Source organism: Alteromonas sp. S167 (genome assembly GCF_036864375.1).
Classification (GTDB): Bacteria; Pseudomonadota; Gammaproteobacteria; order Enterobacterales; family Alteromonadaceae; genus Alteromonas.
Genome location: NZ_JAZETR010000008.1, coordinates 173362 through 199469, shown reverse-complemented (window position 1 = coordinate 199469; position 26108 = coordinate 173362). Strand labels below are relative to the sequence as shown.

The window sequence follows — 26108 nt, the reverse complement described above, 5'->3', positions numbered from 1 at the left end:
GAAAATAATTTATTTAGAGACACACGTTAAATAACGTAATCGAAAAGGGTAAACGATTTAAGTGATGCATTTGGAATAACCAGGTTTTGTTAGCGTTTTTGCGGCATAAAAAGTTCGCGGCTTTTTAACGGCTTCGAACCAATAAGTGGCTTCAGCAAATCGCGACACAACACTTTGGCCACCTTTTTACTTAACGGTGTGAATTCTCCCTGCGCCAGTGACAGCAATGCACTGCCAGGAAAGCCCCTAGCACCAGCCATATTATCTGGCATCTGTATGAAACCTACATCAGGTTGAAAGTGATAGCTGCCTTTTTCCTCAATGGGCATTTCATACTCTACATCAGTAGTGAAGTCGGGCAGTAACCCCATTTCATCTAGTAAGGCAAATTCAAATTCACGAAGCGTTATTTCAATGTCGCCATTAAGGTGTAGAGCATTTAGTGCACTTTCATACGCACTGTATACGCCGTCGCTGGCTAGACCAGCTGGCAATATACGGTTTGAAAGCTCGTTTACATACATGGCGCAAAATAAGGCGGTGCCAACAAGAGATATTGATGGCGACACGCTTTCAACATGCCGCAGGTTTTTAAGTTCCGACTTGCCACTAAGTTGAATACGTAAATGTTGAAAAGGTTGTAGCAGGCTTTTCTTATCAGATTTACTGTTTTTAACGCCCTTTGCTACCGCGCTAATACGCCCCTCTTCCAGTGTAAAAAAGTCAACAATATAACTGGTCTCACGATAGGGACGTCTATGCAACACATACGCGTTCAACCATTCATCATTCATTGTCATCTACTTTTTTATTTTGGTTTTCTTTGCTACTAGCTTCGTTTAATTCTAACCACTTTCATGGTTTCAAACTCAATGCCGGCAACGTCTTCAACATGGCGATAATACGTCACGTTAACTCGGGCACCTTTTAAATTTTGATAGTGCTGCTTTCGCCGATAAATAAAGGGAACATCAATTCCATCAAGCATAATAGTGTGGCGAACCCAGTCACTGTCTTTCTCTTCTCGCTGCACGTGAGATATCACTTTTGCATTGTCAGTTTGATTAAGCTGTCCGTGCTTTTCTAACAGCTTTTGTCGTTCTGTTTTAGCCACATTAACCCTACTTTTATCGGTATTCTTTCGTTGCACCAAAACCTTAGGGCTTTCGAAAAATACACCCTAAGGTATGTATGTACTTACTTGCACGCTTCAATTTGCTCAATAATAAGCTGCACAGTTTCTTGGCCACGAAAAACGTTTACGTCTAGTCGATATGCAATATGAACCCGTTTTACCATTGCATTAGGCCACGCTTTTATATCGATATTAAATGCTATTGCATCTACCTCTGATAAACCTTGGCTTCGCAACACCATTTTTAAATGCTTTTGCCCTACTAAACGCTGATCGAGTAATTCGAACTCTCCGTCAAACAGCGGCGACTCAAAACCTTGCCCGAAAGGCCCAGCTTGGCGCAATAAATGGGCAAAGGGTAAGCTTAATTCGCTGGCCGACAAGTCTCCGTCTGACAGCAAAGCATGATTACCATCTAGTTTTGCTACGTGCTCTTGTGCAACCGCAACAAACGCATGCTCAAATGCTTTTAATTTAACAACGGGCAAGCTTAAACCTGCTGCCATAGCGTGGCCACCAAATTTATCTATTACACCAGGATAGCGCGTGTTAACTTCATCCAGCACATCGCGAATATGCACGCCAGGTATTGAACGTGCCGACCCTTTTATAACTTCATCGTCTTGATGAGCAAAAGCAATGACTGGCTTTAAATACTGCTCTTTTAGGCGACCTGCAACAATACCTATTACACCTTGGTGAAAGTCTTCTCTATACACCACCAATGCAGCCGGAATATCGCCTTCATTAATCGCCATTTCTTCCAATGCTTGCTCGGCTTGCGCCTTCATGCCCGTTTCAATTTCGCGGCGCTCTTTATTCAAAGCATCGAGCTCTGCGGCAATCATGCGCGCTTGAATGGTGTCGTCTTCTAACAAACAGGCAATGCCCTGCGACATATCGTCTAATCGCCCTGCCGCATTAAGGCGCGGGCCAACAACAAAACCTAGATCGGTGGACGTTAAATGCGAACACTCTCTATTCGCCACTTCCACAAGCGCCTTGATGCCTGGTCGACATTTACCCGCGCGTATACGCTGAAGGCCTTGGTGCACTAAAATACGGTTGTTTTTATCAAGCACGACCACGTCGGCAACAGTGCCTACTGCCACAATGTCTAGTAACGATGCCAAATTTGGTGGCGCTATATTTGTTCGCTCAAAATAACCTCGCTGCTGCAGCTCTGCTTTAAGCGCCAGCATTATATAGAAGGCCACGCCAACACCTGCCAAGTTCTTGGATATAAAAGTACAGCCAGGTTGATTAGGGTTAACAATAGCGTCTGCGGGCGGTAATTCATTACCCGGTAAGTGATGGTCGGTAACTAATACCTGCAAGCCTAGCTGTTTTGCGTGCTTCACACCGTCTATACAGCTAATGCCATTGTCTACGGTAACAATGATGTCAGCACCCTGCTCTGCCGCAACATCAACAATAGGCACGCTTAAGCCATAGCCAAAGTCGAATCTATTGGGCACCAAGAAGTCTGCGTTGGTATGCCCCATCATTTTAAGCGCGAGCATACACACCGAAGTGCTTGTTGCGCCGTCGGCATCAAAGTCGCCTACTATGATTAAACGCTTGTTCTGCTCAACAGTATCAGCCAATAAACGTGCTGCTTCAGCCATTCCTTTTAGTGCATTGAAATGGGTAAGCCCTTTTAAGCCATTTTCTAAGTCGTCGATATGCGTAATGTTTCGGCCGCGATAAATTCTATCAATAACAGGGTGCAAGTCTTCGCTTAAAGACGCTCCCGCGACATCTCGTCGTACAATGGGCAGGATCATGAAGTATCACTTTCTAATTATGTAGATGGCAGCGTTTTATGTTTTAAGCCTACAAGGCAAAAAAGCGAAACGCTGTGAAATATGCGCGAAATGATATCGCATAAAACAAAAAAACGCACAAATCGTGCGTTTTCTTTTTCGAATAAATAACCCGTACCAAAAAAGTTTGGACGCTATTCGTTTAAGACTGAGCGGCAGCGTCTAATGCTTGTGAAAGTAACGCTGCAGGCTGATAACCCGGAATAAGTGAGCCGTCTGGAAGAATGATATTTGGCGTACCGTTTACACCAAGCTTCTGACCTAACATATACTGCTCTGCAACTTTATTAGCACAGCTAGCAGCAGCAACGTCGTCACCCGCCTTGGCGTCTGTCAATGCCTGCTGTGGATTTTCAGCACACCATACCGACACCATGTCGTTGTAGTTCGGGCTGTTTAAGCCTGAGCGGGGGAACGCAAGGTACTGAACAGTAATACCTTTTTCGTTTAGCTCATCAATTTCATTGTGAAACTTACGACAGTAACCGCAGGTAATGTCGGTAAATACGCTAATAACATGCTTCTCGTCCTTAGCTTTAAACACAATGGCAGAAGACGCCATATTATTTACACCTTCAACACGCAGTGACGATAGCGCAACTTCAGTTTCGTTACGCATTTCAGCATCAATATTAAAAACGCGTGCCTGAAGCAAATATTCACCGTCTTCACTTACATAAAAAAGCCCACGGTTTGTTGATACCTGAACCAAACCTTTTACCGGCGAATCTGCTATCGAATCTACCTCAAGCCCTAGCTTTGAAGTAAGTTTGTTTGTTATTGCTGCTTCATCTGCGGCAAATACAGCTGAACTAAGAAGCGAGGTAGCGGCAATCGCGCCTGCAAGGATAAACTGTTTTACTGCTTTCACTTAAATTACTCCATCAGCCACATTGGGCTTTATTCGTAAGCGGTCACTATTACCATGAGTATAGTTAATACGCCGCGAAATCTGATTACCTGTACGAGCTATGCTAGATAAAAGCTTAGCTGTTAAAAACCAGCTTTTAAAAATAAGCTATTCGGTTCTTCATTTAGCTATCAGACCGACGAACCTTGTTAAAAATTGCATTAATGCTAACACACTACACTGCTATTAAAACACGCACGCCCACCACTTATCGTGTGAATGCGCTACTTGATAGCACACCTGTTTACCTTTTGCCCTTTTTCACTCTCTACTCTGTCTGCCCTATCTGCACCATTGCCCGTTCACCCTCTTGGGTGATGGCTGTGTATCAGTGTTTGCAGTCTTTCTGTTGCAACGTGGGTATAAATCTGAGTTGTTGATAGGTCACTGTGCCCTAGCAACATTTGTACTACACGCAGGTCGGCACCGTGATTAAGCAAATGCGTAGCAAACGCATGGCGCAACGTGTGCGGCGACAAATGCTGCTCAATGCCGGCTTTTACAGCGTAATATTTAATTCTGTGCCAGAACGTTTGGCGCGTCATTTTTTGCCCACGTTTACTTAAATACACAAAATCTGACTGTTTTGATGCAAGAACAGGTCGCGCGGTTTTAATGTAGTGTAATAGCCACTCGATAGCCTCTTCGCCAAGTGGCACTAATCGCTCTTTATCACCTTTACCCACAACCCTTACAACACCTTGCTGCAAGCTTATTTGATCCATGGTTAAACCAATTAACTCGCTAACGCGAAGCCCTGTTGCATACAACACTTCTAGCATGCTTTTATCACGACATTCGATGGGGTCATCGGTAAGTGGAGCTGACAACAAGTCCTCTACTTGTTGCTCACTTAACGAAGTGGGCAACGACTTTGGCGTTTTAGGGTTAGACAGCGCAGAAACAGGGCTATCTACGCGTACTTGCTTGCTAATTAAGAAAACGAAAAAAGCCCGAATTGCGCTAAGTGCTCGCTGCGTGCTTCTCGTAGACAACCCTTTGTCATGGCGATATGCCAAGTAATCTTGAAGTTGCTCGGTGGTTAAAACAGCGATGTCTTTGACTCCGATGTTATTACTAAAAATAGCCAGTTTAGTTAAGTCGGTTCGATAACTTTGCTGTGTATGCTCTGACAACCCTTTTTCCAACCACAACATGTCGATGAAGCCATCAATATGTGCTTGGCTGGCCGCGGGCACATAAGTTAATTCTCGCGCTGGTTTACTTGCTTTACCGGCCATTAAAAACCACGCTTCTGCTTAATAAGCTCATATGCTGACTGTATGTCTTGCGCTTTCTTTTTCGCTATTTCCATCGCTTGTTCGGGCAACCCTTTCGATACCAGCTTATCGGGGTGATGTTCAGCCATGCGCTTGCGATATGCTCGCTTTATTACCTTTTCGTCGTCACTAGCCGAAACGCCAAGAATACGATAGGCATCGTCTATACTTTGCTGTTCCGAATAAGTACTTTGCTGACCATGAGCGCCGTGACGATAGCCACCTTGTCGAGACTGCTGTGAGCGGCCTCGGCGAAAACGTATTTCAGCCTCATAAATAGAAATAAGATAGTCTAAGTCACGACGTCTAAAACCAAGGGGCTTCGCCACCTTTTCAAGCACGTTATACTCTTCTTGAGAAAGCTGCCCATCAGCAAATGCGGCTTGAATAAGGATTTCCAAAAAGACTTGAAGAATATCTCTGCGCCCGTGCGTAGCCTCATAAAAGCCTTTAAGAGTATCGACAAGTGGAAAATCTCTTGCCTTGCCTTCACGGAATGCTTCCTGCGCCTCGCGTCTGGCTTCACCGGTAAGCTGCATTTCGTCCATCAGTGCCGTAGCAACTTCAATTTCTTTATTGGTTACTTTACCGTCTGCTTTTGCCAAATGCCCCAAAGCGCTGAAAAGGCTGTGGAAAAATATGGCTTGCTGTTTAAGGCTGTCTTGGTCAGAAAAAAAGCGTCCAAACCCGCCGAGTCGATTGAAGTCTTGGCTGTATGCTTTATCGAAGAAGTGACCCACGATGAGCCCTAAAATGGCTCCTGGGATTTTTAAAAACATAAACCCAAAAACAGCGCCGAGGATCTTTCCCCAAATTGACATGAATTAGCTCTCCGTAGCGCGGCTATCTGCTTGACACGCTTTTATAAGTTGAAAGGAAGCTTGGTTTTATGCCCCCTAAATTGTCTTGTGGCAATATACCAAAGCCGCAAATATAAAGAAAAGAGATAAAATGCACAGAAAAAGCGCATTTTTTTACCTCAATGGTTGGTTATTGAAGCAGAAGTGCTTAGAATTGAGGGCTTAATGAAAAATTTGCCGAACTCTTTTAAAGAACGCGTCTCTTAAATAGAGTAAAAAAGCACAAACAATAAAACAGGCCGTCCTTTTACGCATGAAAAATACCTGCGCCATGCTCGTTTCCGCGACCCTTTTGCCTTCTGTCGCGATAGCTCAGGAAACACTAGCAAACACTACAAATACAGTCACCGAAGCTGCGCCCGTTGCGTTTTGCTCGGCTGAGCCAGTGACCTTTAGTAGTGAAGCACTTATGCCTAAAGGGCATGTAAAAGTAGAAGCGAACAGAACAGAGATTATTGAAGACACAGTTGCCTTGTTTTCAGGCAATGTTGATATTACCTCAGACACGGCAGTGATAAGCGCATCGCAAGCACAGGTTAACGGCGGTGGCAGAGATCTCATCGCGAAAGGCGATGTAGTGTACCAAGATGCTCAGCTTAAAGTTGAAAGCGATTCTGTCACACTTCGCGCAACCGAAGAGCGCCTAGAAATGGCAAACACGCGGTATCAACTTACCGGTTTCGTTGGTCAAGGTGCTGCCGAGGATATTCTTCTTGCGACAGACACTGGCATTGTGCTTAGCGATGTAAGTTTTTCAACGTGTCCAGAGGGGCAAGAAGACTGGCAGATTCGTGCCAGTGAGATTAGCTTAGAAAAAGGAACCGTATGGGGTCAGGCTAAACATACCCGTTTTTACATTGCCGATATACCTGTATTTTATCTTCCCTACTTTGCCTTCCCAGTAAGTAACCAGCGTCAAACTGGCCTGCTTTTTCCGAACTTAACAAGCTCAAGTCGTACAGGTGTAGATTACACCCAGCCGTTTTACTGGAACATGGCACCTAATTACGACATGACAATCTCACCGCGTTTGATGACCCGTCGCGGTGTGCAGTTAAATACCGAGTTTCGCTACTTAAGCGAGACAAGCCAAAGTAAAGCCTATATTGAATACTTGCCGAGTGACTCAGATATTGACGGTAACCCAGACCGTTACTTTTATCGTTTAGAGCATCAAGGGTTAATTGGCGACAACTGGCTGCTTAACGTTGATTTCAACGGGTTAAGCGACAATAACTACCTGTTAGATTTAGGCAGCGATTATTACAGCCGTGCCGATACGCATTTGTACAGAAGTGTTGGGCTAAGCTATTACTCTGAAAATATTGCTCTGCAAATGCAGGTAAAAGACTTTGAAGTACTTGGTAATATTGCTGATAGCTACCGTGCGGTGCCAGAAATTAAGGTAAATTACACCAAGCCTTTGGGTGACTTATTCGAAATTAGCATCGACTCTGAGCTCGCACATTTCGACAACGCGCTCGACACAGCGCCTACTGCAACCCGTTTTCACATTGCGCCTACCCTTGCCATGCCGCTGCGCGCTGCTTGGGGTGAATTTGTTGCTGAAACCACCATTTTTCAAACGGTTTACCAACAAGACAATGTTGAAGGAACACCACTAGCGGAAGACGTTGATCGTACCTTAGGTCAAGCAAGACTATACGGTGCCCTTTTCTTTGAACGCGAAAAATCGTGGTTCGATGAAAACTTATCAATGACCTTTGAACCAAAAGTGCAGTATTTGTATACGTCTTTCGAAGATCAAACTGACATTGGTTTTTACGACTCAACGCCACTGTTAACCGATGTTGAAGGATTGTTTCGCGGCCAAGAATTTACTGGCCTTGACCGTATTAACGACAACAACCAAATTACACTTGGTGCAACCACGCGCCTGTTAGATAAAAACAACAGGGAACAATTTGTATTGAGCGTGGGTCAGATATTCTACCTTGAAGATAACAAGGTAATTGCAGCTACGAAGAATCAAGACCGCTCTGCGCTAGCTGCCGAAGTAGATTGGCGTGTGAATAAAAACTGGTTTTTACACACTGATGTACAGGTAACGACTGAAACAGAAAAAGTTGATTTAAGCAGTATTGGTGTTGAATACCGAAAAGATGCCAGTCGCTTTATACAACTCAGTCATCGTTATGTAAGAGATTTAAGTGGTGAAACCATTGACCAAATTGGTGTATCGGCAAGCTGGCCCATCTCTGAAAATTGGCAATGGGTAGGCAGAACTTACCGAGATTTGGAAAGACATCGCAGCGTTGAAACCTATACTGGTATTCAATATGAGTCTTGCTGTTGGGCCATTCGTCTAGTGGCTCAGCGCACGCTCAACAATCGCTTTAATGCAAGAGGCGAGCAAACTATTGACGATTTCGACTCTGGTATTTCGCTGCAATTTATCTTTAAAGGTATTGGTTCATCTGGAACAAGAAGAAGCATGCTGCAAGACGGTATGTTTGGCTATCGACAGCCTTATAGTTTAAATTAACCCGCAATTGTGCGTACCAGTGGTACGCGTGAGTGCAATTAACTAATAAAATAAGAGTGTTTATGAAGTTCATTATCCGTGCATTGATGTTAGGTGCCCTTCTTTCGTTTAACACCGTTGCTCAAGAGGTGATGCTTGACCGTGTGGCTGTTATTGTTGACCAAGGCGTAGTGCTAGAAAGCGAGATTGACGCGCTTGTAGCGGAAGTTAAACGCAATGCGCAAGCAAACAACCAGCAATTGCCATCAGACCGCGCACTTCGCACTCAAGCCATTGAGCGATTGATCACTAAAAACCTTCAGCTACAAATGGCCGAGCGCATGGGTATTCGTATTAGCGATCCTCAGCTAGAGCAAACGATAAGCAACATTGCAACTAACCAAGGTGCAACAGTAGAACGATTACGTGCGCAGCTTGCCGCTGACGGTATCGCTTATGAAGACTATCGCGAAGACATCCGTGAAGAAATTATCATGGGTGAAGTGCGCCGCGCTAACGTACGTCGCCGTGTTTACATTACGCCTCAAGAAATTGAAACGTTGCTATCTGTAATGGAACAACAAGGTGCAGAGCAGGCTGAATACCGTCTAGGTCATATACTTATCGGTTTTCCACCAGAGCCATCTGATGAAGACATTCAAGCTGCGCGCGAGCGTGCTGACAAAGTTATTGGTTTATTAGAGTCAGGTTCTGATTTTGCCAAAATTGCGATTGCCTCTTCATCAGGTAACGAAGCACTTGAAGGCGGTGACATGGGCTGGTTGAATATTAACGCCATGCCAACGCTTTTTGCTGAAGCTATCCAAGATAAAGAAAAAGATTCACTAGTAGGTCCTATTCGAAGTGGTGCAGGTTTCCACATTCTAAAAGTAATAGACACGCGCGGTATTGAAAAAGTGACCGTTGAAGAAGTGAAGTCTCGTCACATTCTCGTAAAACCTTCCATTATTTTAAGTGAAGACAAAGCAAAAGAAATGCTTATCGGGTTTAAAGAAGACGTAATAAATGGCGATGCAGACTTTGCAGAACTAGCGAAAGAGCATTCTGAAGATCCTGGTTCAGCACTACGTGGTGGTGAATTAGGTTGGTCAGATCCAAAAGTTTACGTACCTGAATTCTCAGAAGCCCTAGCAAACCTAGAGCCTGGTGAATTTAGTCAACCTGTGCGTACCGTTCACGGCTGGCACTTAATCCAGCTACTAGAGCGCCGCGTTGATGACGCGACTGACAAGCGCAAAGAAGACAAAGCCTATCAGCTGATTTTCAACCGAAAGTTTGCTGAAGAAACCGAGAACTGGCTACGTGAAATGCGCGATTCAGCGTATGTAGAAGTTGTCGAGTCATAAGAGAGAAGACACATTAGTACATGAGTACACCGATTAAAATTGCAATAACACCGGGAGAGCCGGCGGGAATAGGGCCAGATTTAATTATTAAACTGGCCCAAGAAGCATGGCAGGCTCAGCTTGTGGTATTCGCCGACAGAGCCATGCTTGAACAAAGAGCTGAGATGCTAGGCCTACCGCTAACCCTTATTGATTACGACGCCAATAACCCGCAAATTCAAAATGCGGGTTCGTTGTATATTAAGCAAATAGACAAATCTGTTGATGTAGTAGCCGGTACGCTTAATAGCGACAACGGCTTATACGTTGTTGAAACCCTTCGCCAAGCCTGCCAAGCTAATATGGATGGGGACTTCGACGCCGTGGTTACGGGCCCTGTTCACAAAGGCATTATTAACCAAGCGGGCGTGTCTTTTAGTGGCCATACCGAGTTTTTTGCCTATCAGTCGAACACTATTGACGTTGTTATGCTGTTATCGACAGAAGGGCTGAATGTAGCACTTGCCACCACCCACATTCCTCTAGAGTATGTAGCTAAGGCCATTACGCGCGAACGCCTTCATAAAGTTATTCATATTATTAATACCGACTTAAAATTAAAGTTTGGCATTAAAGAGCCTAATATTTATGTATGCGGATTAAATCCTCACGCGGGTGAAGATGGTCATATTGGTAAAGAAGAAATTCAAACTATCACGCCAGCCCTAGATGAGCTGCGTGAAGAAGGCTTGCATGTTACCGGTCCGTTACCTGCCGATACTATTTTTCAGCCTAAATACCTTGATAAAGCCGATGTTGTGTTAGCAATGTATCACGATCAAGGACTACCCGTGCTAAAATACAAGGGTTTTGGCGCCTCGGTGAATATTACCTTAGGCCTTCCTTTTGTTCGTACATCTGTCGATCATGGTACCGCGCTTGATTTAGCGGGCACAGGAGAAGCAGACGCGGGCAGTTTCAGAAAAGCATTAGAAAAAGCCATTGAGCTTGCACATCATCAACAATGAGTAAAACACATTTAGGCCACACGGCCAGAAAGCGCTTCGGTCAGAACTTTCTTCACGATGAATACGTGATTGGAAAAATTGTTGCCGCCATTGCCCCAAAGAACGAGCAAAACCTGGTTGAAATAGGGCCTGGATTAGGCGCACTTACCGACCCTGTATGCGAAGAAGTTAACGCACTGACCGTTATTGAGCTAGACCGGGATCTTGCCAAGCGCTTACGCCATCACCCATTTAACGGTGAAAAGCTTACCGTCATTGAGCAAGACGCAATGACAATGGATTTTTCTGCCTTATTGAAAGATATGCCGGAAAAAGACAAGAAGCTGCGCGTTTTCGGCAACCTGCCCTACAACATTTCAACGCCGTTAATGTTTCACCTATTCGACCACGCGCAAAGCATTGAAGACATGCACTTCATGCTGCAAAAAGAAGTGGTTAACCGCCTTGCTGCGGGCCCTGGTTCGAAAAACTACGGCAGATTGTCTGTTATGGCGCAGTATTACTGCCACGTTATCCCTGTGCTGAACGTGCCGCCAGGCGCTTTCAAGCCTGCACCAAAAGTAGACTCGGCGGTGGTGAAATTGATACCACATCAGACACCACCTGTTGATGTTGAGTCGGTAAATACGCTTGAGCGCGTATGTGCACAAGCTTTCAATCAACGCCGTAAAACCATTCGTAATTCGCTGAAAGACTGCCTAAGTGAAGAAGAAATTTCAGCACTGGGGATAGATCCAACATGCCGAGCAGAAGTGTTGTCGCTTAGCGATTTTGCCACATTGGCAAATGCGGTTTCAGCAAAAGAAAGCCAGCAAGAGCAGTAATTTGCTATGGATACTCCAGACATTGAGGTGCGAGTTAACACTCGCCACCTACCTGAGCACCTTCCTTCGGATTCAAAGCAATACGCATTTGCCTATCACATTAAGATAGAGAATAAGAGCCTTGAGACAGTGCAGCTTATCAACCGCTACTGGCGCATTTGTGATGCCAATGGAAAAGCGTCAGAAGTAGAAGGTGCTGGCGTTGTTGGTAAACAGCCTATAATGAAAGCAGGTGAATCGTTCGAGTATACTAGCGGTGCTGTTATTGACACTCCCGTTGGCAGTATGGAAGGCTACTACGAAATGGAGCGGGAAAACGGAGAACGCTTCCGTGTTCCTATCGCTGTATTTCGGTTAGCGGTACCTAATATACTCCATTAATTTTTCTAAGCGCAGAGAAAGCTATATTGTCGCAAAGCAATACCTACGTCATTGGCGATATTCAAGGCTGTTATGAAGGCCTTCGCCGTATACTAGATAAAGTTAAGTTTAATCCCGACTCGGACACACTGCTTGCGGTGGGCGACCTAGTGGCAAGAGGTGAAGACTCGCTTAGCACACTTCGTTTTTTAAAGTCGCTGGGAAACGGGTTTTCAAGCGTGCTGGGAAATCATGACTTGCATTTGCTTTCCGTTATTAATGGCTTACGAAAAGCGAAAAAATCAGACAAATTAAACCCGCTGTTAAAGGCTAACGACCTACAAGAGCTTACTGACTGGCTTCGACAGTTTCCGCTGGTAAAACACATAGCGCCTAACACTATAATGGTTCATGCGGGCCTGTATCCACAGTGGTCAATCGACGAGGCTGTTAGCCTAAGTGACGAAGTAAGCAAGGTGCTTCGTGCCGACAATTACGCTGAGTTTCTAAGCGACATGTATGGGAACGAGCCCAACCGTTGGGACAATGACCTACAAGGTAAAAAGCGACTTCGTTTTATTGTAAATGCGTGCACTCGCATGCGCTTTATAGAGAACATCAACGTATTAGACTTCGAACATAAATCTCATCCTAGTGCCGTCGCTAACAGCGTCAATAGTTCACTTCAACCCTGGTTCACTGTAGATAACCTTAAACTGGATAAAAACGACCGCGTTGTTTTTGGCCATTGGGCTGCGCTGTCAGGGCAAACACAAAAGCACCAGTTTATAGGTTTAGACACAGGTTATGTGTGGGGACAGTCAATGACCATGCTTAACCTTAATTCAAACGAACTTATACAAATTGACGCTTAAGCCCACGCCCTTCACTTCTTAGTTTTCGGATTTAAAGCAAAGCTCGTCACAGCACTGGTATTACCAGTACTTAAATTATTCATCTACTAGCAATTTAGGTAAACATTAAGTTGTTGTAGCCGATACAATAACGTGTTCCAAACGATGTAGTTTATTCTCTTACCTCGGCGTATGTAGAAACGAGTGCTAGCGAAAAGGTATATTTTACTGCGCTAGAGGGGTAATATCGTAACCGATAAAAACAAAAAAACACTCATCCAGGAGTTCCGATGAAAATAACGGTAGCCACACGCATAATCGGTGGATTTGTAGCGATAAGTGCTCTTCTGATCATTATCAGTGTTGTTTCACTCTTCAACCTTAATTCAATAGGTTCAGCGACCGAAGAAGTAAATGACGTAGCACTTCCCACCGTAGCAGGTAGTAACGCACTGAAAGCCAGCTTCCTCAACATGGGTAGACTGACTTTTGAGAGCTACATCGAAGAGGAACTCGGTGGACTTAAAGAAAAACGTGATGCGTTTAATGCCGCAAAAGACACGTTTGAAACAGAATACAAAAAGTTAGCGCAAGCAGTAAAAAACGAACCGCAGCTAAAAAGCACGCTTAATGGTGTTCGCGAGAGTTACGAAACCTATATCACAAATGTTGGAGCGCTATATAACAGCCACCAGCAATACTTAGAGTTACGCAACACCATTCAAAGCCGTTTAGGCGATGCTGAAGACAACGCCGACGATGCATCTACATACCTTCTAGATTTTTCTGACCTTGATGCAGTTGACAGCGATCCAAAGCTTCGTCGCGCTGCTGAAATTGGCGGCCAGTTAGAAACGTCACTGCTGTCTCTTTTAACGGTTTCATCGGAATACGTTAAAACGCAAACCCTTGTTCGTTCACAAACGTTGGGCAATGAGGTTGATTTGGTTGTAGAGAAAGTGGTTACGCAGCTTAGTGATATGGTGCAAACCGCAGATGGTCGCGATGACTCTGGTACGTTAGATGATATTAACGAATTAGTTAACGACGCGGTAAACGCTATTAAAGCGAGCGACGGTGTTGTTCAGCTGCATATCGATCGTCTTGAACGTAGAAACGATGCGGAGAAAGCGCTTAATGCCTCTGACGAAAACATTGCACAAGGTGTGGTAGACCTTGAAAACCTATTAAGCCTTGCTGATAGAAAAGCCAGCGATGTTGAAGAGCAAGTTAACAATACCATTGCTACGGGCAATACCATTGTTATCGTGGTAGTGCTTATCTCGATTGCAATTGCCGTTATTATTGGTTTCCGCACCGTACGCGCCATCATCATTCCGCTATATCGCGTGAATAAGCTGCTTACTATTGCTTCATCGGGCGACTTAACCCATCGTCTAGACGATAGTGCTCAAGATGAGTTTGGTTTACTTGCCCGTAACTGCAATACGTTAATAGGTAACCTAAAAGAGCTTATTACGGCCATTAACGAACGTGCTGAGCAACTTGCTGCAGCGTCAGAGCAAACCTCGGCGGTAACTGCTCAGACTACGCATTCAATTCAAGATCAGAAGTCACAAATTGGTCAGGTAGCAACGGCAACTACTGAGATGCACTCAACGTCTCAACTTGTTGTGCAAAATGCAGAAGATACGTTGAGCCAAATTCGACACGCCGATACTGAAGCCGAAAACGTTCGTCAAATTTCACTGGAAAACAAAAACACTATTGAAATATTGGCTAAGGACGTACAAGACGCCGCTGACGTTATTAACAAGCTACACCAAGATAGCGCCAGCATTGGCGGTATTCTTGACGTTATTCGCGGTGTTGCTGACCAAACCAACTTGCTTGCATTAAACGCAGCCATTGAGGCCGCACGAGCGGGTGAACAAGGTCGTGGCTTCGCGGTTGTTGCTGACGAAGTTCGAACACTGGCTAGCCGCACACAAGAGTCGACTCAAGAAATTAATGCCATGATTGAAGTGCTGCAAGCAGGTGCCGAACGCGCTGTTGCAGTAATGAATCAAGGCAAAGAGCAAACCGCAGCTTGTGTATCTCAAACCGAGAAAGCAACGCAGGCACTGGATATTATCTCTGAAGCGGTTCACAAAGCTCACGACGTAAGTTCTCAAATTGAACAGTCAGCTCGTGAACAAAATACTGTGTCACAAGAAATTAGCGAAAAGCTAGAGACTATTGTTGGTATTGCTGAAGAAACAACAGCAGGTGCCCAACAAACGTCTGAATCGAGTCATGAAGTAGCAAGACTTGCAGAAGAACTTCAGCAGTCAATTAGACAGTTTAAAGTGTAAGCTCACTCTATTGTGTTAAAAAGCGCCTTATAACGGCGCTTTTTTTGTGCCTAAACAAAAAGTAATAGCTTTAAACAATAGCACAAAACAACTACTCAAAGTGACCATGAAACGCGGTAATAACGTAGCTAAATAACAGTAAAGTATCTGGGAAAACAACTTACGTTATGCGCTTACTATCATTAATTTCATTCATGAGTTTACTTACTATGCCTGTTGCTGCTTCCGACAATGAAAAAGTATATTACAAAGACACTGAAACCCTGCCCTATACCATAGAAGCTTCTTTAGAAAATGAGATAGAGATAAGAGCGTACCCTGAAGCCATGGCTGTTATGTCTAAAGGAAGCAGTGAAGCGGGGGCATTCAAGCTTCTTTTTAACTACATATCGGGCGAAAACACATCTGGAAGTGAAATCTCTATGACATCGCCAGTTGAAATTGGAAATGATGTTAACGAAAGCGATGGCGGTGCAGGAACAAAAATATCGATGACCTCACCCGTTGAAATGTCGCCGACGAATGGAATGATGTTTTTCTTACCTAATCAATACACCGAATCGAACGCACCAGTGCCCACCCATGACAGTGTATCGTTAGTTAAGGTTGATGCTAGAACCGTTGCCGCTATTGGCTATAGCGGTTTTGACAGTGAGGAAAAAAGGGCTGAGCATGCACAGAAACTTCAGCAAACCCTGGCAGAAAACGGATATCGCGTAACGGGAAAAGCCAGTTACTTAGGCTATGACTCACCTTTTACACTGCCTTGGGACAAGCGTCACGAAGTGATTATGCCGGTGGCGAAATAAAACATATAAAAACGGCCAGCAAATGCTGGCCGTTTTTATTAAATTGAGTAGCTCAAGACATCATTTATTCGAACAGTGCTTTATGCAGCTTTCTTACAACATCTTCACTATCGCTCTCATTAACCAAGAACGATAGGTTGTGCGGGTTAGCGCCAAAACAAATCATGCGTAAGTTAAAATCTGACACTGCAGATAATATCTTGCTTGATACGCCAGCTTCGGTTTGCATGTTGTTACCTACAACCGTTACTAAGTCGTAGCCTTTTTCTACCTTTACGTCACAAATTGTTTCTAGCTCAGCGATGGTTTCTTTGTTCAGTCGCTGCGCCACTGAGTTCGCTGGGTTATCAAGCGTAAACGATACCGAGATTTCAGACGTGGTAACTAAATCTACACTTAACTTATGCTTCGCAATAATCGCGAACACCTGCTGCAGGAAGCCCTGTGCGTACATCATCTTGGGTGTTTTAACCGTTACCATTACCTGCTCTTTACGACGTGTAATAGCGCGATACGCTGGCTCGTGCTCACAATCACGAACAATCCAAGTGCCACCCTTTTCTGGCTCTTTACTTGAGCCTACAAACACCTTGATGTCTTTTCTAAGCGCAGGCTCCATGGTGGCAGGGTGCAATACTTTTGCGCCAAAGGTTGCCATTTCAGCAGCTTCTTCAAAGCTCAGTTCTGGTAACGGCCTTGCCGCTGATGTTATGCGCGGGTCAGTGGTATAAACACCAATCACGTCAGTCCAAATTTCGCATGACTCAGCATCTAGTGCTTCAGCAAGCAATGCAGCAGTAAAGTCTGAACCACCGCGACCTAGTGTTGTGGTGCGCCCTTCAGCATCTGCGCCAACAAAACCCTGCGTTACCACAATGGCATTGGTAAGCTCTGGAGCCAGTAACTGCTTGGCAAGTTTTTCAATTTCTTCAATTTGCGGAGCACCTTCGCCAAATTCACTATCGGTACGCAACACCTTGCGCACATCAAAATTCATGGTATTCACGCCCTGCTCTGCTAGCACCGACGCAAACATTAATGAAGACATGCGCTCGCCCATTGAAAGCAGCTGATCTTTTAAATCATCACGGTGCAGTATTTCTTCGTGAAATGCGAGGCTTCGCATTTCATCCAGCAAGTCATGCAGCTTAGGCTCAACTACGTCTTTGTCGCTAAGCTTATTTAATATTGCCAACTCGATGTTTATTATAGCTTGGCAGGTCTCTTCAATTTGCTGCTGCGTCATAGGTGTATGCGCAAGGCTTACAAGGTGATTAGTTACACCTGCAGCTGCACTTACTACTACAATGCGTGTTTTTTCATTACCGGCAACAATTCGGGCGCAATTCTGCATTACTTCGTAATTTGCAACGCTCGTTCCACCGAACTTCGCTATCGATAAAGCATTTGTCACTTTTTTAACTCCAGAAAGACACTAGCGGTTTGCTAGCTTAGTCACACGTTTTTTGCGTAACTAGTAAATCGTTATTTGGTCGCCTACGTTAATATTATTTTTGGCGAACCACCCTTGGTTCATTTCCAAAGCGTAAAGTACCTCTTTAGATGAGCCCACCGACTCCAAGTTGTGTGGGTATAGAGGTTTTATATCCGTAATTACGCCATTTTTGTCAATAAATGCTACGTCTAGTGGAATGAAGGTATTTTTCATCCACATTCCCGCGTACTTAGGCGAAGAAAACTTAAAAAACATGCCACAGTCTTCGCACATACTTTTGCGAAACATAAGCCCTTGTGCACGCTGTTCAAAGGTCTTTGCGTACTCGACGTTGTAGCGTTTATTCCCTATTTCTAGAGAGACAGCATCGAAGCTAACCTCATTCATAGCAGATACAGGGTCAACCTGTGCTTTTGCACACCCTAAGGTTAATACAAGTGCAGCAACAATAAAGAAAGATTTTCCCATTAGACATTCCTTTTCGCCATAAAAAAACCGGTCATCAAACAGGCAACCGGTCAGGTAGTTTATACACTATTTATTTCAACATTCAATGGCAGCTAACCTTCTATAAAATGTAATTACATTGAAACTCTAAACGCTTTTTTCCTTTTATTTTTTTTCTTACAAATTTAAGCAAGTAATTTTTTATTAAATTGTAAACAGAATGTAAATTACCTGTTTACACTGGTCTTACCATCTACTATTCTCGTGTTTGTACAGAAAATGTGCACCTCGACAGAACAATCTAAATAAAGCTAGGAATACAATAATGATAAAGAAAACTAGAATTGCCTTAGGCTTTGCCACTATGACAGCACTACTGTCTTCCTTTACTGCCCTCGCTGGCGGTGGTGGTAACAATGACGATGGACTCCCTTTGCCTGATACATGCGAATTTAATTGCGGTTACGCTAATGGTGCAAATCCTACGCTTAGTAGCGTTAGCTCACAGCGAGGCCCTTACTCTGTAGCGACCACGCGTGTTGGCTCGTCTGTGGACGGTTTCGGCGGCGGCACAGTATATTTCCCATCTAACCTTTCAGGTGAGCTAGCCACCATTGCAATTTCGCCAGGTTTTACAGCGGCACAAAGCTCCATAGCTTGGTGGGGCCCAGTCTTAGCATCTAACGGATTTGTTGTTATTACCATTGATACCAACTCTCGCTTTGACCAGCCTGTTAGCCGCGGACGCCAGCTAGATAGTGCTCTGTCTTATCTCATTGATGAGGGGAAAAACAGCCGAAGCAGCTTGTTCAATCGTATTGACGAAAATCGCTTAGCCACTATGGGACATTCCATGGGAGGTGGTGGTGCACTTCAAAGCGCTTCTCGAAATAGATTAAGTGCAAGCCTGCCAATGGCACCTTGGACATTAGGTGGTAACCCGTACAATAGAATTGAAGTTCCGACCATGATAATGGCATGCGAAAACGATATTGTTGCACCAGTAGGTATTCACGCACGTCCTTTCTACAACGCTATTGATGGCAGCGTAGACAAGGCATTGCTTGAGTTAAACAATGGCGATCATAGCTGTGCTAACGGCGGTTCAGGCAGAGATAATGTATTGCTTGCCACTTACGGTGTGTCTTGGATGAAGCGCTTCTTAGATAAAGATAGACGTTACTCACAATTCCTGTGCGGACCTAACCACGAAGCTAACTCTGGTATTTCTGATTATAGAGATACATGTAATTATTAGGCGATAATTATCGTCATATTTTAACACGGTTATGCGTTGGCATGATGTTCTGCTAGTGCATACCTTGTTTTACTTTTAAGAGTGATAGTTTTTTAGCACGCTTTTTCATAGTTATATTTTCTCAACGTTGAGGGTTTCATGTTTTCAAAGAAAATGGTTGTATTGTTAGCTTGTGCCATCGTAGCCGTTGGTGTCTTTACCCTAACTGAATACTCATCAAATAGTGGCAACGCACAAACACAATATGCAGACAACGAAGAATTAAAGAAGAATACCGCTGGGCTTGCACAAACTAGCGACGTACCTTTTTCAACGTTAAAGGACATGCTGCAGCGAACTGCATCAACACCATCTGCATCATCAACGCTCAATCGTCCGTTTACCAAAGAGCAAGTCTTTATGGCATTGCAGGCGGTTAAGGTTGATGCAAACGGAGATGTAGTGCTCGACCATGCTACTCTTATCGCATTAGACGAAGCTCTTGAGCGTATACACGCGAAACTTTCACCGTCTGATTTACAGGCGCTGAAGCATCTCATTATGGATGCATTGCCTGGTAAAGTGGGTGAACAAGTTGCATTGCTTGTAGAGAACTACACTGAATTTTTAGGTGCAAAAGAGATCTTTTCCTCGACACAAGAGGCTTTAGTAGAGCCTAGCTTGGAAACACAGGAAAACATTGACGACAATGAACAGCTTTATAATGAGCTGAAGACGTTAAGAGAGCTTCATTTAGGGGAAAATACGGCGAACAGCTTGTTTTCTGTTACTGATGCATCAGCCGCCTATATGTTTGATGCTATGAAGCTTTCTTTAGACACTACATTAAGTGAGCAAGAAATAGCCGCTGCACAACAAGAACTGCAAGATAAGCAAATACGTGATGCGTTATCTATTGATGATTGGGATGCACGCTACGATCGTTTCCTTGATGAATGGAGCACAGTAAAACGTTCTTCTTTGTCTGAAGCTGCGCAACAACAAGAGTTTAAGGCATTGTTAGCCGCTCACTTCACAGCACTAGAAAGAGAAAAAATGGCCTATTTTGGTTTAACTACTGCAAGTTAATGGACAATAAAGTTGGTATTTTCAACCGTGCCGCTTACAAGCCTTGATAACCAAGGCTGAAGAACAATCAATGATAACAACATGCTGATTAATAATCCTCGCCGCCGAGGTGCATTTGTGTTCGCTATACTCGCATTTTCTGTACTTATCACTTTGCTTATTATTGAGTTAAATGACAGCGCTTCAGATGAAAAATCGTATACGTTCTGGGCTCAGCCAAATCAAAATTCGTCGAAAGCGCCAATATCAAGGGAACAGTACGGCTTATCACACGTTTCGTTTGCCTCTTTACTTTCTGACGTTTACACACAGCCAAATAGTGTGTTGCCGATAACTTTGTCACAACAAACGCTTGTCTCAATAAATCACTTTGTTGCCAATACAGTAGACGCGCGAATTAAAGACCGGTTCTTTTATTTGCTTGAAAAGACAATAGGTAGGGAAGACAGTGAGTATGTGAAAAAAACGATGGATAACTACCAGCTGTACACACAGCGGAAAAACCAACTCACAGAAAAAATGCACAATGAGCTTAGTTCAAAAAGTGCCACTAATGACACGAGAAACACTAGCAATGAGGATAGTGCAACACGCTACAACACTGCTCTTCAGCACCTTGAACTGCACATTAAAATTGAACATTTACAGCAAGCGCTGTTTTCAAAACGAGAGAGCCAAACTATTTTCGGAAAAGAAAACGCTCAAACTCGGTACTTTTTAAATCGTAAGATAGCGCTGCTAAACCCAACCCTTTCAGATGAAGAGCGAAAAGAGCAGCTTGATAACACTGCGCGCAAATATAAAACTGCGTTGGAAGCATACAAACAGATCAGCGATAACGTAAACAGCAGTTCTGAGGAAACATTGTGAGCATTGGGTTATCAACAAGTATTGCTCACTGTTTACGCTCTGTTTTTTTAACATCCAGATTTTTAAAGTCTGCATTTCTAAGTATTTTATTTGGCGTATGTTTCGCCCTACCTTTTATCCAACACGATTATTTTCCTCTTGGTTGGGTAGCATTTGTTCCCCTGCTTTTTGCAACAAGTGGTATGCGTTTTCTCCCCATTTATCTTCTCAGCTTAATGGGTGGCGTAGTAGCTATAGTGATAGGTAAATATTGGATTTACAATTTTGTGGTATTAACCCAAGGTTTTTCTGACGCAACAGGGCTATCAATTGCCTTAATGTATTGGCTCTATTCTGCGCACTACCTAGTGCTATTGATGCTTACATTCACATTTCTTTCAAAAAATACCCGTATTTACGGGTCCCTATTGTTCCCGTTATGTCTGTGCATTACCGATTTGTATTTCCCACTTTTATTCCCTATTTCACTTGCTGACACACAGGCGAAATTTACATTAAGCCTACAAGCAATAGACATTACTGGCTCGTTAGGACTCACTTTCCTGATGGGGTGGTGTAATTACACTATTTTTCTATGGCTTAAAGCCGTTTTAAAAACCAATAATGCCAAAGAAAAAATTTGCTATGCCGTGCAGTCAATGCCAAAGGCGTCGCTGTTCACATTGTTCTTACCGCTTTTAGTGGCTTTAGCTGCTTGGTTTAGCTACGGGCTTTATGCGAGTTCATTTTGGCAGCATCAGTCAACGCTTACGCCTTATTCAACATGGGGCGTTATTCAAAGTAACGAAAAACCAGCCATTGAGCACTATGCGCGCTACCCTGGATATTCTGATACATATCCGCCTGAAATGGACATGACTGAACGATTAGCGGCGGCAGGCGCCGAGATAGTTATTTGGCCTGAAGGGCAAGGCAAAGGTTATCTAAACGAAAATATAGTAAAAGCCGCGTATCATCGCCAGCTAGCCCAGTTGAACACATCGGTACTATTCCATGATTTCGAAACGTCGTACGCCTTAGATGAAATGCAAAAATATAACGCTGCTATTTTACTAACGCCCGAGCAACGTGAACCGCAGAGATACGACAAGATAATGCGAGTGCCGTTTGGCGAATATATGCCTTCATTTGCGCGCTATACTGGCATATCTGCGCTTTTTGAAAGTTCATTTAATATTGAAGATAGCTATTTAGCAAAAGGAAGCAATACTGGCTTGTTCAAAACTGGCGTCTCAAATACCGACTTATCCAAAGCTACTACACAATATATCGTTCCTTTAATTTGCTACGAGACAACCTTTCCATTTTTCGTCACTAAGACAATTACAAATGCGTTAGAAAATAGGCCAAGTTCTACTGTTCTTGTTGCGCTATCTAATGATGGCTGGTTCGATTCTAAGCACCAAGCCAATCAACATATTTTGGGTTCTATCTTACGTGGCGTGGAAAACCGAGTTCCTCTGGTGCACGTCACCAATAATGGTCCTTCGATAGCAACTAACCTATCTGGCAAGATAATATTCGAGAGTCCTGCTAACCAAGCTGGCGGATTTCTTATTAACGTACCTCACATGCAAACAACAAAACCAACTATCTTCAATCAGTACCCTTACGCGTTACCTACTGTTTTATCGTTCTTATTTGTAATTTGCCTTCTTATGAGCTTTTTAGCACTACACGGAAAGCGCCTTAATAGCCAATGAGACTTACGAATTGGCGCTTCCACAGCAACATCAGCAGCAAATTTAGGCTTAACTGCTAAGTCTTCTGAAGGTGGAGCAAACTTAGTAAGGTCGATACCTGCAACCGCTTGCTTGTATTCTTCAGTGGTTGGGAAGCGGCCAAGTACAGTTGAAAGTACTACTAGCGGCGTAGAGCCTAGTAGAGATTCACCTTTCTTCTCAGCAGAGTCGGCTACAACACGGCCTTGGAATAAGCGAGTAGACGTAGCAATTACCGTATCGCCTGGCTCAGCTTTTTCTTGGTTACCCATACACAGGTTACATCCAGGACGCTCTAGGTAAAGAATGTTGTCGTACTTAGTACGCGCCGCTTCTTTAGGCTTAGCATCGTCGAATTCAAAACCTGCATACTTCGCAAGTACTTCCCAATCGCCTTCTGCTTTTAGCTCGTCAACAATGTTGTATGTTGGTGGCGCAACTACTAGGGGCGCTTTGAACTCTACAGAGCCGTTAAGCTTCTCTAGGTTGCGTAGCATTTGAGCAATAATTTGCATGTCGCCTTTATGCACCATACAAGAACCAACGAAACCTAGGTCTACTGGCTTACCATCGTAGTAAGAAACCGGACGAATAACGTCGTGCGTATAACGCTTAGACACATCTTCGTTGTTTACGTCTGGGTCAGCAATCATTGGCTCATCGATTTGATCTAGGTCGATTACCACTTCTGCGTAGTACTTCGCGTTGTCATCTGGAGCAAGCGCTGGCTCTTCGCCAGACTTGATTTCAGCAATACGCTTGTCAGCAAGATCAAGTAGGCCTTGAAGCATGTTAGCTTCGTTGTCCATGCCCTTGTCGATCATGATTTGGATACGGCTCTTAGCAAGCTCAAGTGACGCAATCATAGTCTCGTTATTAGAGATACAGATTGACGCTTTCGCTTTCATTTCTGCAGACCAGTCGGTAAACGTAAACGCTTGGTCAGCTAGTAGAGTACCGATTTGTACTTCAATTACGCGGCCTTGGAACACGTTCTCGCCAGAGAACTGCTTAAGCATTTGCGCTTGAGTAGCGTGAACCACATCACGGAAGTCCATGTGCTCTTTCATGCTACCTTTAAAGGTTACTTTCACAGACTCTGGAATTGGCATTGCCGCTTCACCTGTCGCAAGTGCTAGTGCTACCGTACCCGAGTCGGCACCGAACGCTACACCTTTTGACATACGCGTATGCGAGTCACCACCAATTATGATTGCGCGGTCATCTACCGTGATGTCGTTAAGCACTTTGTGGATAACGTCAGTCATCGAGTGGTAAACACCTTTAGGGTCACGCGCTGTAATTACGCCAAAGTTGTTCATGAAAGACATAAGCTTTGGAATGTTAGCCTGTGCTTTCTTATCCCAAACTGATGCTGTGTGACAACCAGACTGGTAAGCACCGTCAACAAGTGGAGAAATGGTTGACGCCGCCATTGACTCTAGCTCTTGGCATGTCATTGGGCCTGTAGTGTCCTGAGAACCCACAATGTTTACTTTAACGCGAACGTCAGAACCTGCGTGAAGCGGCGCATCTGAGTTTACGCCAACCGCATTGCGGTTAAAGATTTTCTCAACTGCTGTTAGGCCTTGGCCTTCGTGTGATACTTCTTTTGAAGGTGCATACACGGTTGGTGCTTCTGTACCTAGCGTAGCTGCTGCGAAAGATTGTAGCTGCTTACCAAATACTACCGCATAAGAACCACCCGCTTTCATAAACTCCATTTTTTGTGGAGTAAATGACGCAGAAACATCAGCTAGTTCTTCTGAACCGTTGTATAGCTTCTTCGCTTTGGTGTCGATAGTAAGTACAGTACCCGTTGCTACAGAGTAAGCTTCTTCTAGTACTGGATCGCCGTTTTCATCGCGAACTACTTCGCCATTTGCGTCAGTTTTCTTAACCCAGTTTTTAAGGTCAAGACCAATACCACCAGTTACGTCTACCGTAGTAAGGAAGATTGGCGCGATACCGTTAGTACCAGCAACAATTGGTGCTTTGTTTACAAATGGAATGTAAGGGCTTGTTGGCTCACCGGCCCATAGTGCAACGTTGTTCACACCAGACATACGTGATGAACCTACACCCATTGTGCCTTTTTCAGCAATTAACATTACTTTAGCGTTAGGGTGCTTTTTACCTAGCTCAACAATTTCTTGCTGTGCTTCAGGAGAAATCATGCACTGACCGTGAAGTTCACGGTCTGCACGGGAGTGAGCTTGGTTACCCGGAGAAAGAAGGTCAGTTGAAATATCACCTTCAGCAGCAATGTAGGTTACTACTTCAATTTTCTCTGGAACTTCAGGAAGCTTGGTGAAAAACTCTGCTTTTGCATAGCTTTCTAATACGTCTTTAGCAATTGCGTTGCCTGCTTTAAATGCAGTTTCTAGACGCTCTGTGTCAGCTTCGTACAGGTAAACCTGTGTTTTCAAAACTTCTGCCGCTGGTTTTGCTACTGCTTCGTCGCTAGAAAGCGCTAAGTCTAGTAATGCTTCAACAGATGGGCCACCTTTCATGTGTGAAAGTAGCTCTAGTGCAAACTCAGGAGTGATTTCTTCTACTTTTTCTTCGCCAAGTACAATTTCTTTTAAGAATTGTGCTTTAACACCTGCTGCAGGTGTAGTACCTGGCAGCGTGTTGTAGATAAAGAATTTAAGAGAGTCTTCGCGGTGCTCGTTTGTTGTATCTTTAATTTGAGCAATAATTTCAGACAGCAGGTCTGCACTGTCGATTGGCTTAGGGTTAAGACCAAGTTCCGTTTTACGGGTCTCAATCTCTGCCAGATATTCTGAATACAAACTCATATAGTTCTCTCGGTCTTAGTTTTACTTGGGCGTAGTGTTAAGTCGGTCTTAGCTATACGCATATGAAAATGGGCTATATTTTAACTGATTTTCGCGCTGCACGTAATGCTTGGCGAAAAAGAGTATAGTCGTTAATGCAAGAATTTTTTACACCAAGCAGCATTATGTTTTGCCTCACCTCAGAAACAAAAAAAAGCACAACGTTAAAATTATTTATTAATAATCAGCAACATAAGAGCAAGCTAACAAAATAAAAAACGTGCTCGGTCAAACAATTGTCAGCAAAGCGTAATAAATAATAGTGTTGTATTTATGACAAACATTTCTCGCATTTATGGTACTACCAGTACAAATAAGCAACGAATATGAAGAATTTGACGCACTTAGGCCTGGCGATGCTAGCGCTACGGTGTGGCATATTGCGAGTAAATTACGCTAAAACAAGCTTGCGGTGT

General features: G+C 43.9%; 20 protein-coding genes and 1 pseudogene. 12 read left to right on the top strand and 9 right to left on the bottom strand.

The window, feature by feature from the left end:
- Positions 1 to 89: 89 nt before the first annotated feature.
- The 6 genes from recO to djlA all read right to left on the bottom strand — a co-directional run bounded on the left by recO (position 90) and on the right by djlA (position 5972).
- The gene (gene recO / locus V7R35_RS13655) at positions 90 to 794 is read right to left on the bottom strand and encodes a DNA repair protein RecO (RefSeq protein ID WP_334015450.1); all 705 of its coding nucleotides are present in this window, start codon (positions 792 to 794) and stop codon (positions 90 to 92) included.
- 35 nt (positions 795 to 829) lie between these two features.
- Complete coding sequence (locus tag V7R35_RS13650) at positions 830 to 1114, bottom strand: hypothetical protein (RefSeq protein WP_334015449.1); 285 nt, start codon at positions 1112 to 1114, stop codon at positions 830 to 832.
- 83 nt (positions 1115 to 1197) lie between these two features.
- Complete coding sequence (gene recJ, locus V7R35_RS13645; RefSeq protein ID WP_334015448.1) at positions 1198 to 2922, bottom strand: single-stranded-DNA-specific exonuclease RecJ; 1725 nt, start codon at positions 2920 to 2922, stop codon at positions 1198 to 1200.
- A 181-nt stretch (positions 2923 to 3103) separates the two neighbouring features.
- Positions 3104 to 3832: a bifunctional protein-disulfide isomerase/oxidoreductase DsbC gene (gene dsbC, locus V7R35_RS13640; protein WP_334015447.1), complete on the bottom strand. Its 729-nt coding sequence runs from the start codon at positions 3830 to 3832 to the stop codon at positions 3104 to 3106.
- A gap of 341 nt (positions 3833 to 4173) precedes the next feature.
- Entirely contained in the window at positions 4174 to 5112 is a 939-nt protein-coding gene (gene xerD, locus V7R35_RS13635; RefSeq protein WP_334015446.1) for a site-specific tyrosine recombinase XerD, read from the bottom strand.
- The gene (gene djlA / locus V7R35_RS13630) at positions 5112 to 5972 is read right to left on the bottom strand and encodes a co-chaperone DjlA (RefSeq protein ID WP_334015444.1); all 861 of its coding nucleotides are present in this window, start codon (positions 5970 to 5972) and stop codon (positions 5112 to 5114) included. The genes xerD and djlA overlap by 1 nt, the downstream gene beginning before the upstream one ends.
- Before the next feature lie 292 nt (positions 5973 to 6264).
- On the opposite strand from djlA, the gene V7R35_RS13625 reads away from it, so the two are divergent.
- The 8 genes from V7R35_RS13625 (at position 6265) to V7R35_RS13590 (ending at position 16032) form a co-directional block, all read left to right on the top strand.
- Positions 6265 to 8517, top strand: coding sequence for an LPS-assembly protein LptD (locus tag V7R35_RS13625; RefSeq protein ID WP_334015442.1), 2253 nt, complete (start codon positions 6265 to 6267; stop codon positions 8515 to 8517).
- Between the two features lie 62 nt (positions 8518 to 8579).
- Entirely contained in the window at positions 8580 to 9863 is a 1284-nt protein-coding gene (gene surA, locus V7R35_RS13620) for a peptidylprolyl isomerase SurA (protein ID WP_334015441.1), read from the top strand.
- Positions 9864 to 9883: 20 nt separating this feature from the next.
- Positions 9884 to 10870 (top strand): 4-hydroxythreonine-4-phosphate dehydrogenase PdxA, encoded by a 987-nt coding sequence (gene pdxA / locus V7R35_RS13615; protein ID WP_334015440.1) that lies wholly within the window; start codon positions 9884 to 9886, stop codon positions 10868 to 10870.
- Complete coding sequence (rsmA, locus tag V7R35_RS13610; RefSeq protein ID WP_334015439.1) at positions 10867 to 11694, top strand: 16S rRNA (adenine(1518)-N(6)/adenine(1519)-N(6))-dimethyltransferase RsmA; 828 nt, start codon at positions 10867 to 10869, stop codon at positions 11692 to 11694. The genes pdxA and rsmA overlap by 4 nt, the downstream gene beginning before the upstream one ends.
- Positions 11695 to 11700: 6 nt before the next feature.
- Positions 11701 to 12075, top strand: coding sequence for a Co2+/Mg2+ efflux protein ApaG (gene apaG / locus V7R35_RS13605; RefSeq protein ID WP_334015438.1), 375 nt, complete (start codon positions 11701 to 11703; stop codon positions 12073 to 12075).
- A gap of 26 nt (positions 12076 to 12101) precedes the next feature.
- Complete coding sequence (locus V7R35_RS13600; protein WP_334015437.1) at positions 12102 to 12929, top strand: symmetrical bis(5'-nucleosyl)-tetraphosphatase; 828 nt, start codon at positions 12102 to 12104, stop codon at positions 12927 to 12929.
- Positions 12930 to 13198: 269 nt separating this feature from the next.
- Positions 13199 to 15223 carry a HAMP domain-containing methyl-accepting chemotaxis protein gene (locus tag V7R35_RS13595; RefSeq protein ID WP_334015435.1) on the top strand — a complete coding sequence of 675 codons (2025 nt, stop codon included), beginning with the start codon at positions 13199 to 13201 and terminating at the stop codon, positions 15221 to 15223.
- A 167-nt stretch (positions 15224 to 15390) separates the two neighbouring features.
- Positions 15391 to 16032 (top strand): SOUL family heme-binding protein, encoded by a 642-nt coding sequence (locus V7R35_RS13590; RefSeq protein WP_334015434.1) that lies wholly within the window; start codon positions 15391 to 15393, stop codon positions 16030 to 16032.
- Positions 16033 to 16096: 64 nt separating this feature from the next.
- Here the strand turns inward: V7R35_RS13590 and lysC are convergent, their stop codons facing one another.
- Entirely contained in the window at positions 16097 to 17446 is a 1350-nt protein-coding gene (lysC, locus tag V7R35_RS13585; protein WP_334015433.1) for a lysine-sensitive aspartokinase 3, read from the bottom strand.
- A gap of 60 nt (positions 17447 to 17506) precedes the next feature.
- On the bottom strand, positions 17507 to 17956 hold the full coding sequence (locus tag V7R35_RS13580; RefSeq protein ID WP_334015431.1) for a DUF192 domain-containing protein: 450 nt from the start codon (positions 17954 to 17956) through the stop codon (positions 17507 to 17509).
- A gap of 304 nt (positions 17957 to 18260) precedes the next feature.
- On the opposite strand from V7R35_RS13580, the gene V7R35_RS13575 reads away from it, so the two are divergent.
- From V7R35_RS13575 to lnt, 4 genes are all read left to right on the top strand, one after another.
- Positions 18261 to 19193, top strand: coding sequence for an alpha/beta hydrolase family protein (locus tag V7R35_RS13575; RefSeq protein WP_334015429.1), 933 nt, complete (start codon positions 18261 to 18263; stop codon positions 19191 to 19193).
- 138 nt (positions 19194 to 19331) lie between these two features.
- Entirely contained in the window at positions 19332 to 20261 is a 930-nt protein-coding gene (locus V7R35_RS13570) for a hypothetical protein (RefSeq protein WP_334015427.1), read from the top strand.
- An 81-nt stretch (positions 20262 to 20342) separates the two neighbouring features.
- The gene (locus tag V7R35_RS13565) at positions 20343 to 21131 is read left to right on the top strand and encodes a lipase secretion chaperone (protein ID WP_334015426.1); all 789 of its coding nucleotides are present in this window, start codon (positions 20343 to 20345) and stop codon (positions 21129 to 21131) included.
- Positions 21128 to 22834: an apolipoprotein N-acyltransferase gene (gene lnt / locus V7R35_RS13560; RefSeq protein WP_334015425.1), complete on the top strand. Its 1707-nt coding sequence runs from the start codon at positions 21128 to 21130 to the stop codon at positions 22832 to 22834. Before V7R35_RS13565 ends, lnt begins: the two co-directional genes overlap by 4 nt.
- A 17-nt stretch (positions 22835 to 22851) precedes the next feature.
- Here the strand turns inward: lnt and V7R35_RS13555 are convergent.
- Positions 22852 to 25653: pseudogene (locus V7R35_RS13555) on the bottom strand (bifunctional aconitate hydratase 2/2-methylisocitrate dehydratase); the annotation flags it as partial.
- Between the last annotated feature and the right edge of the window lie 455 nt (positions 25654 to 26108).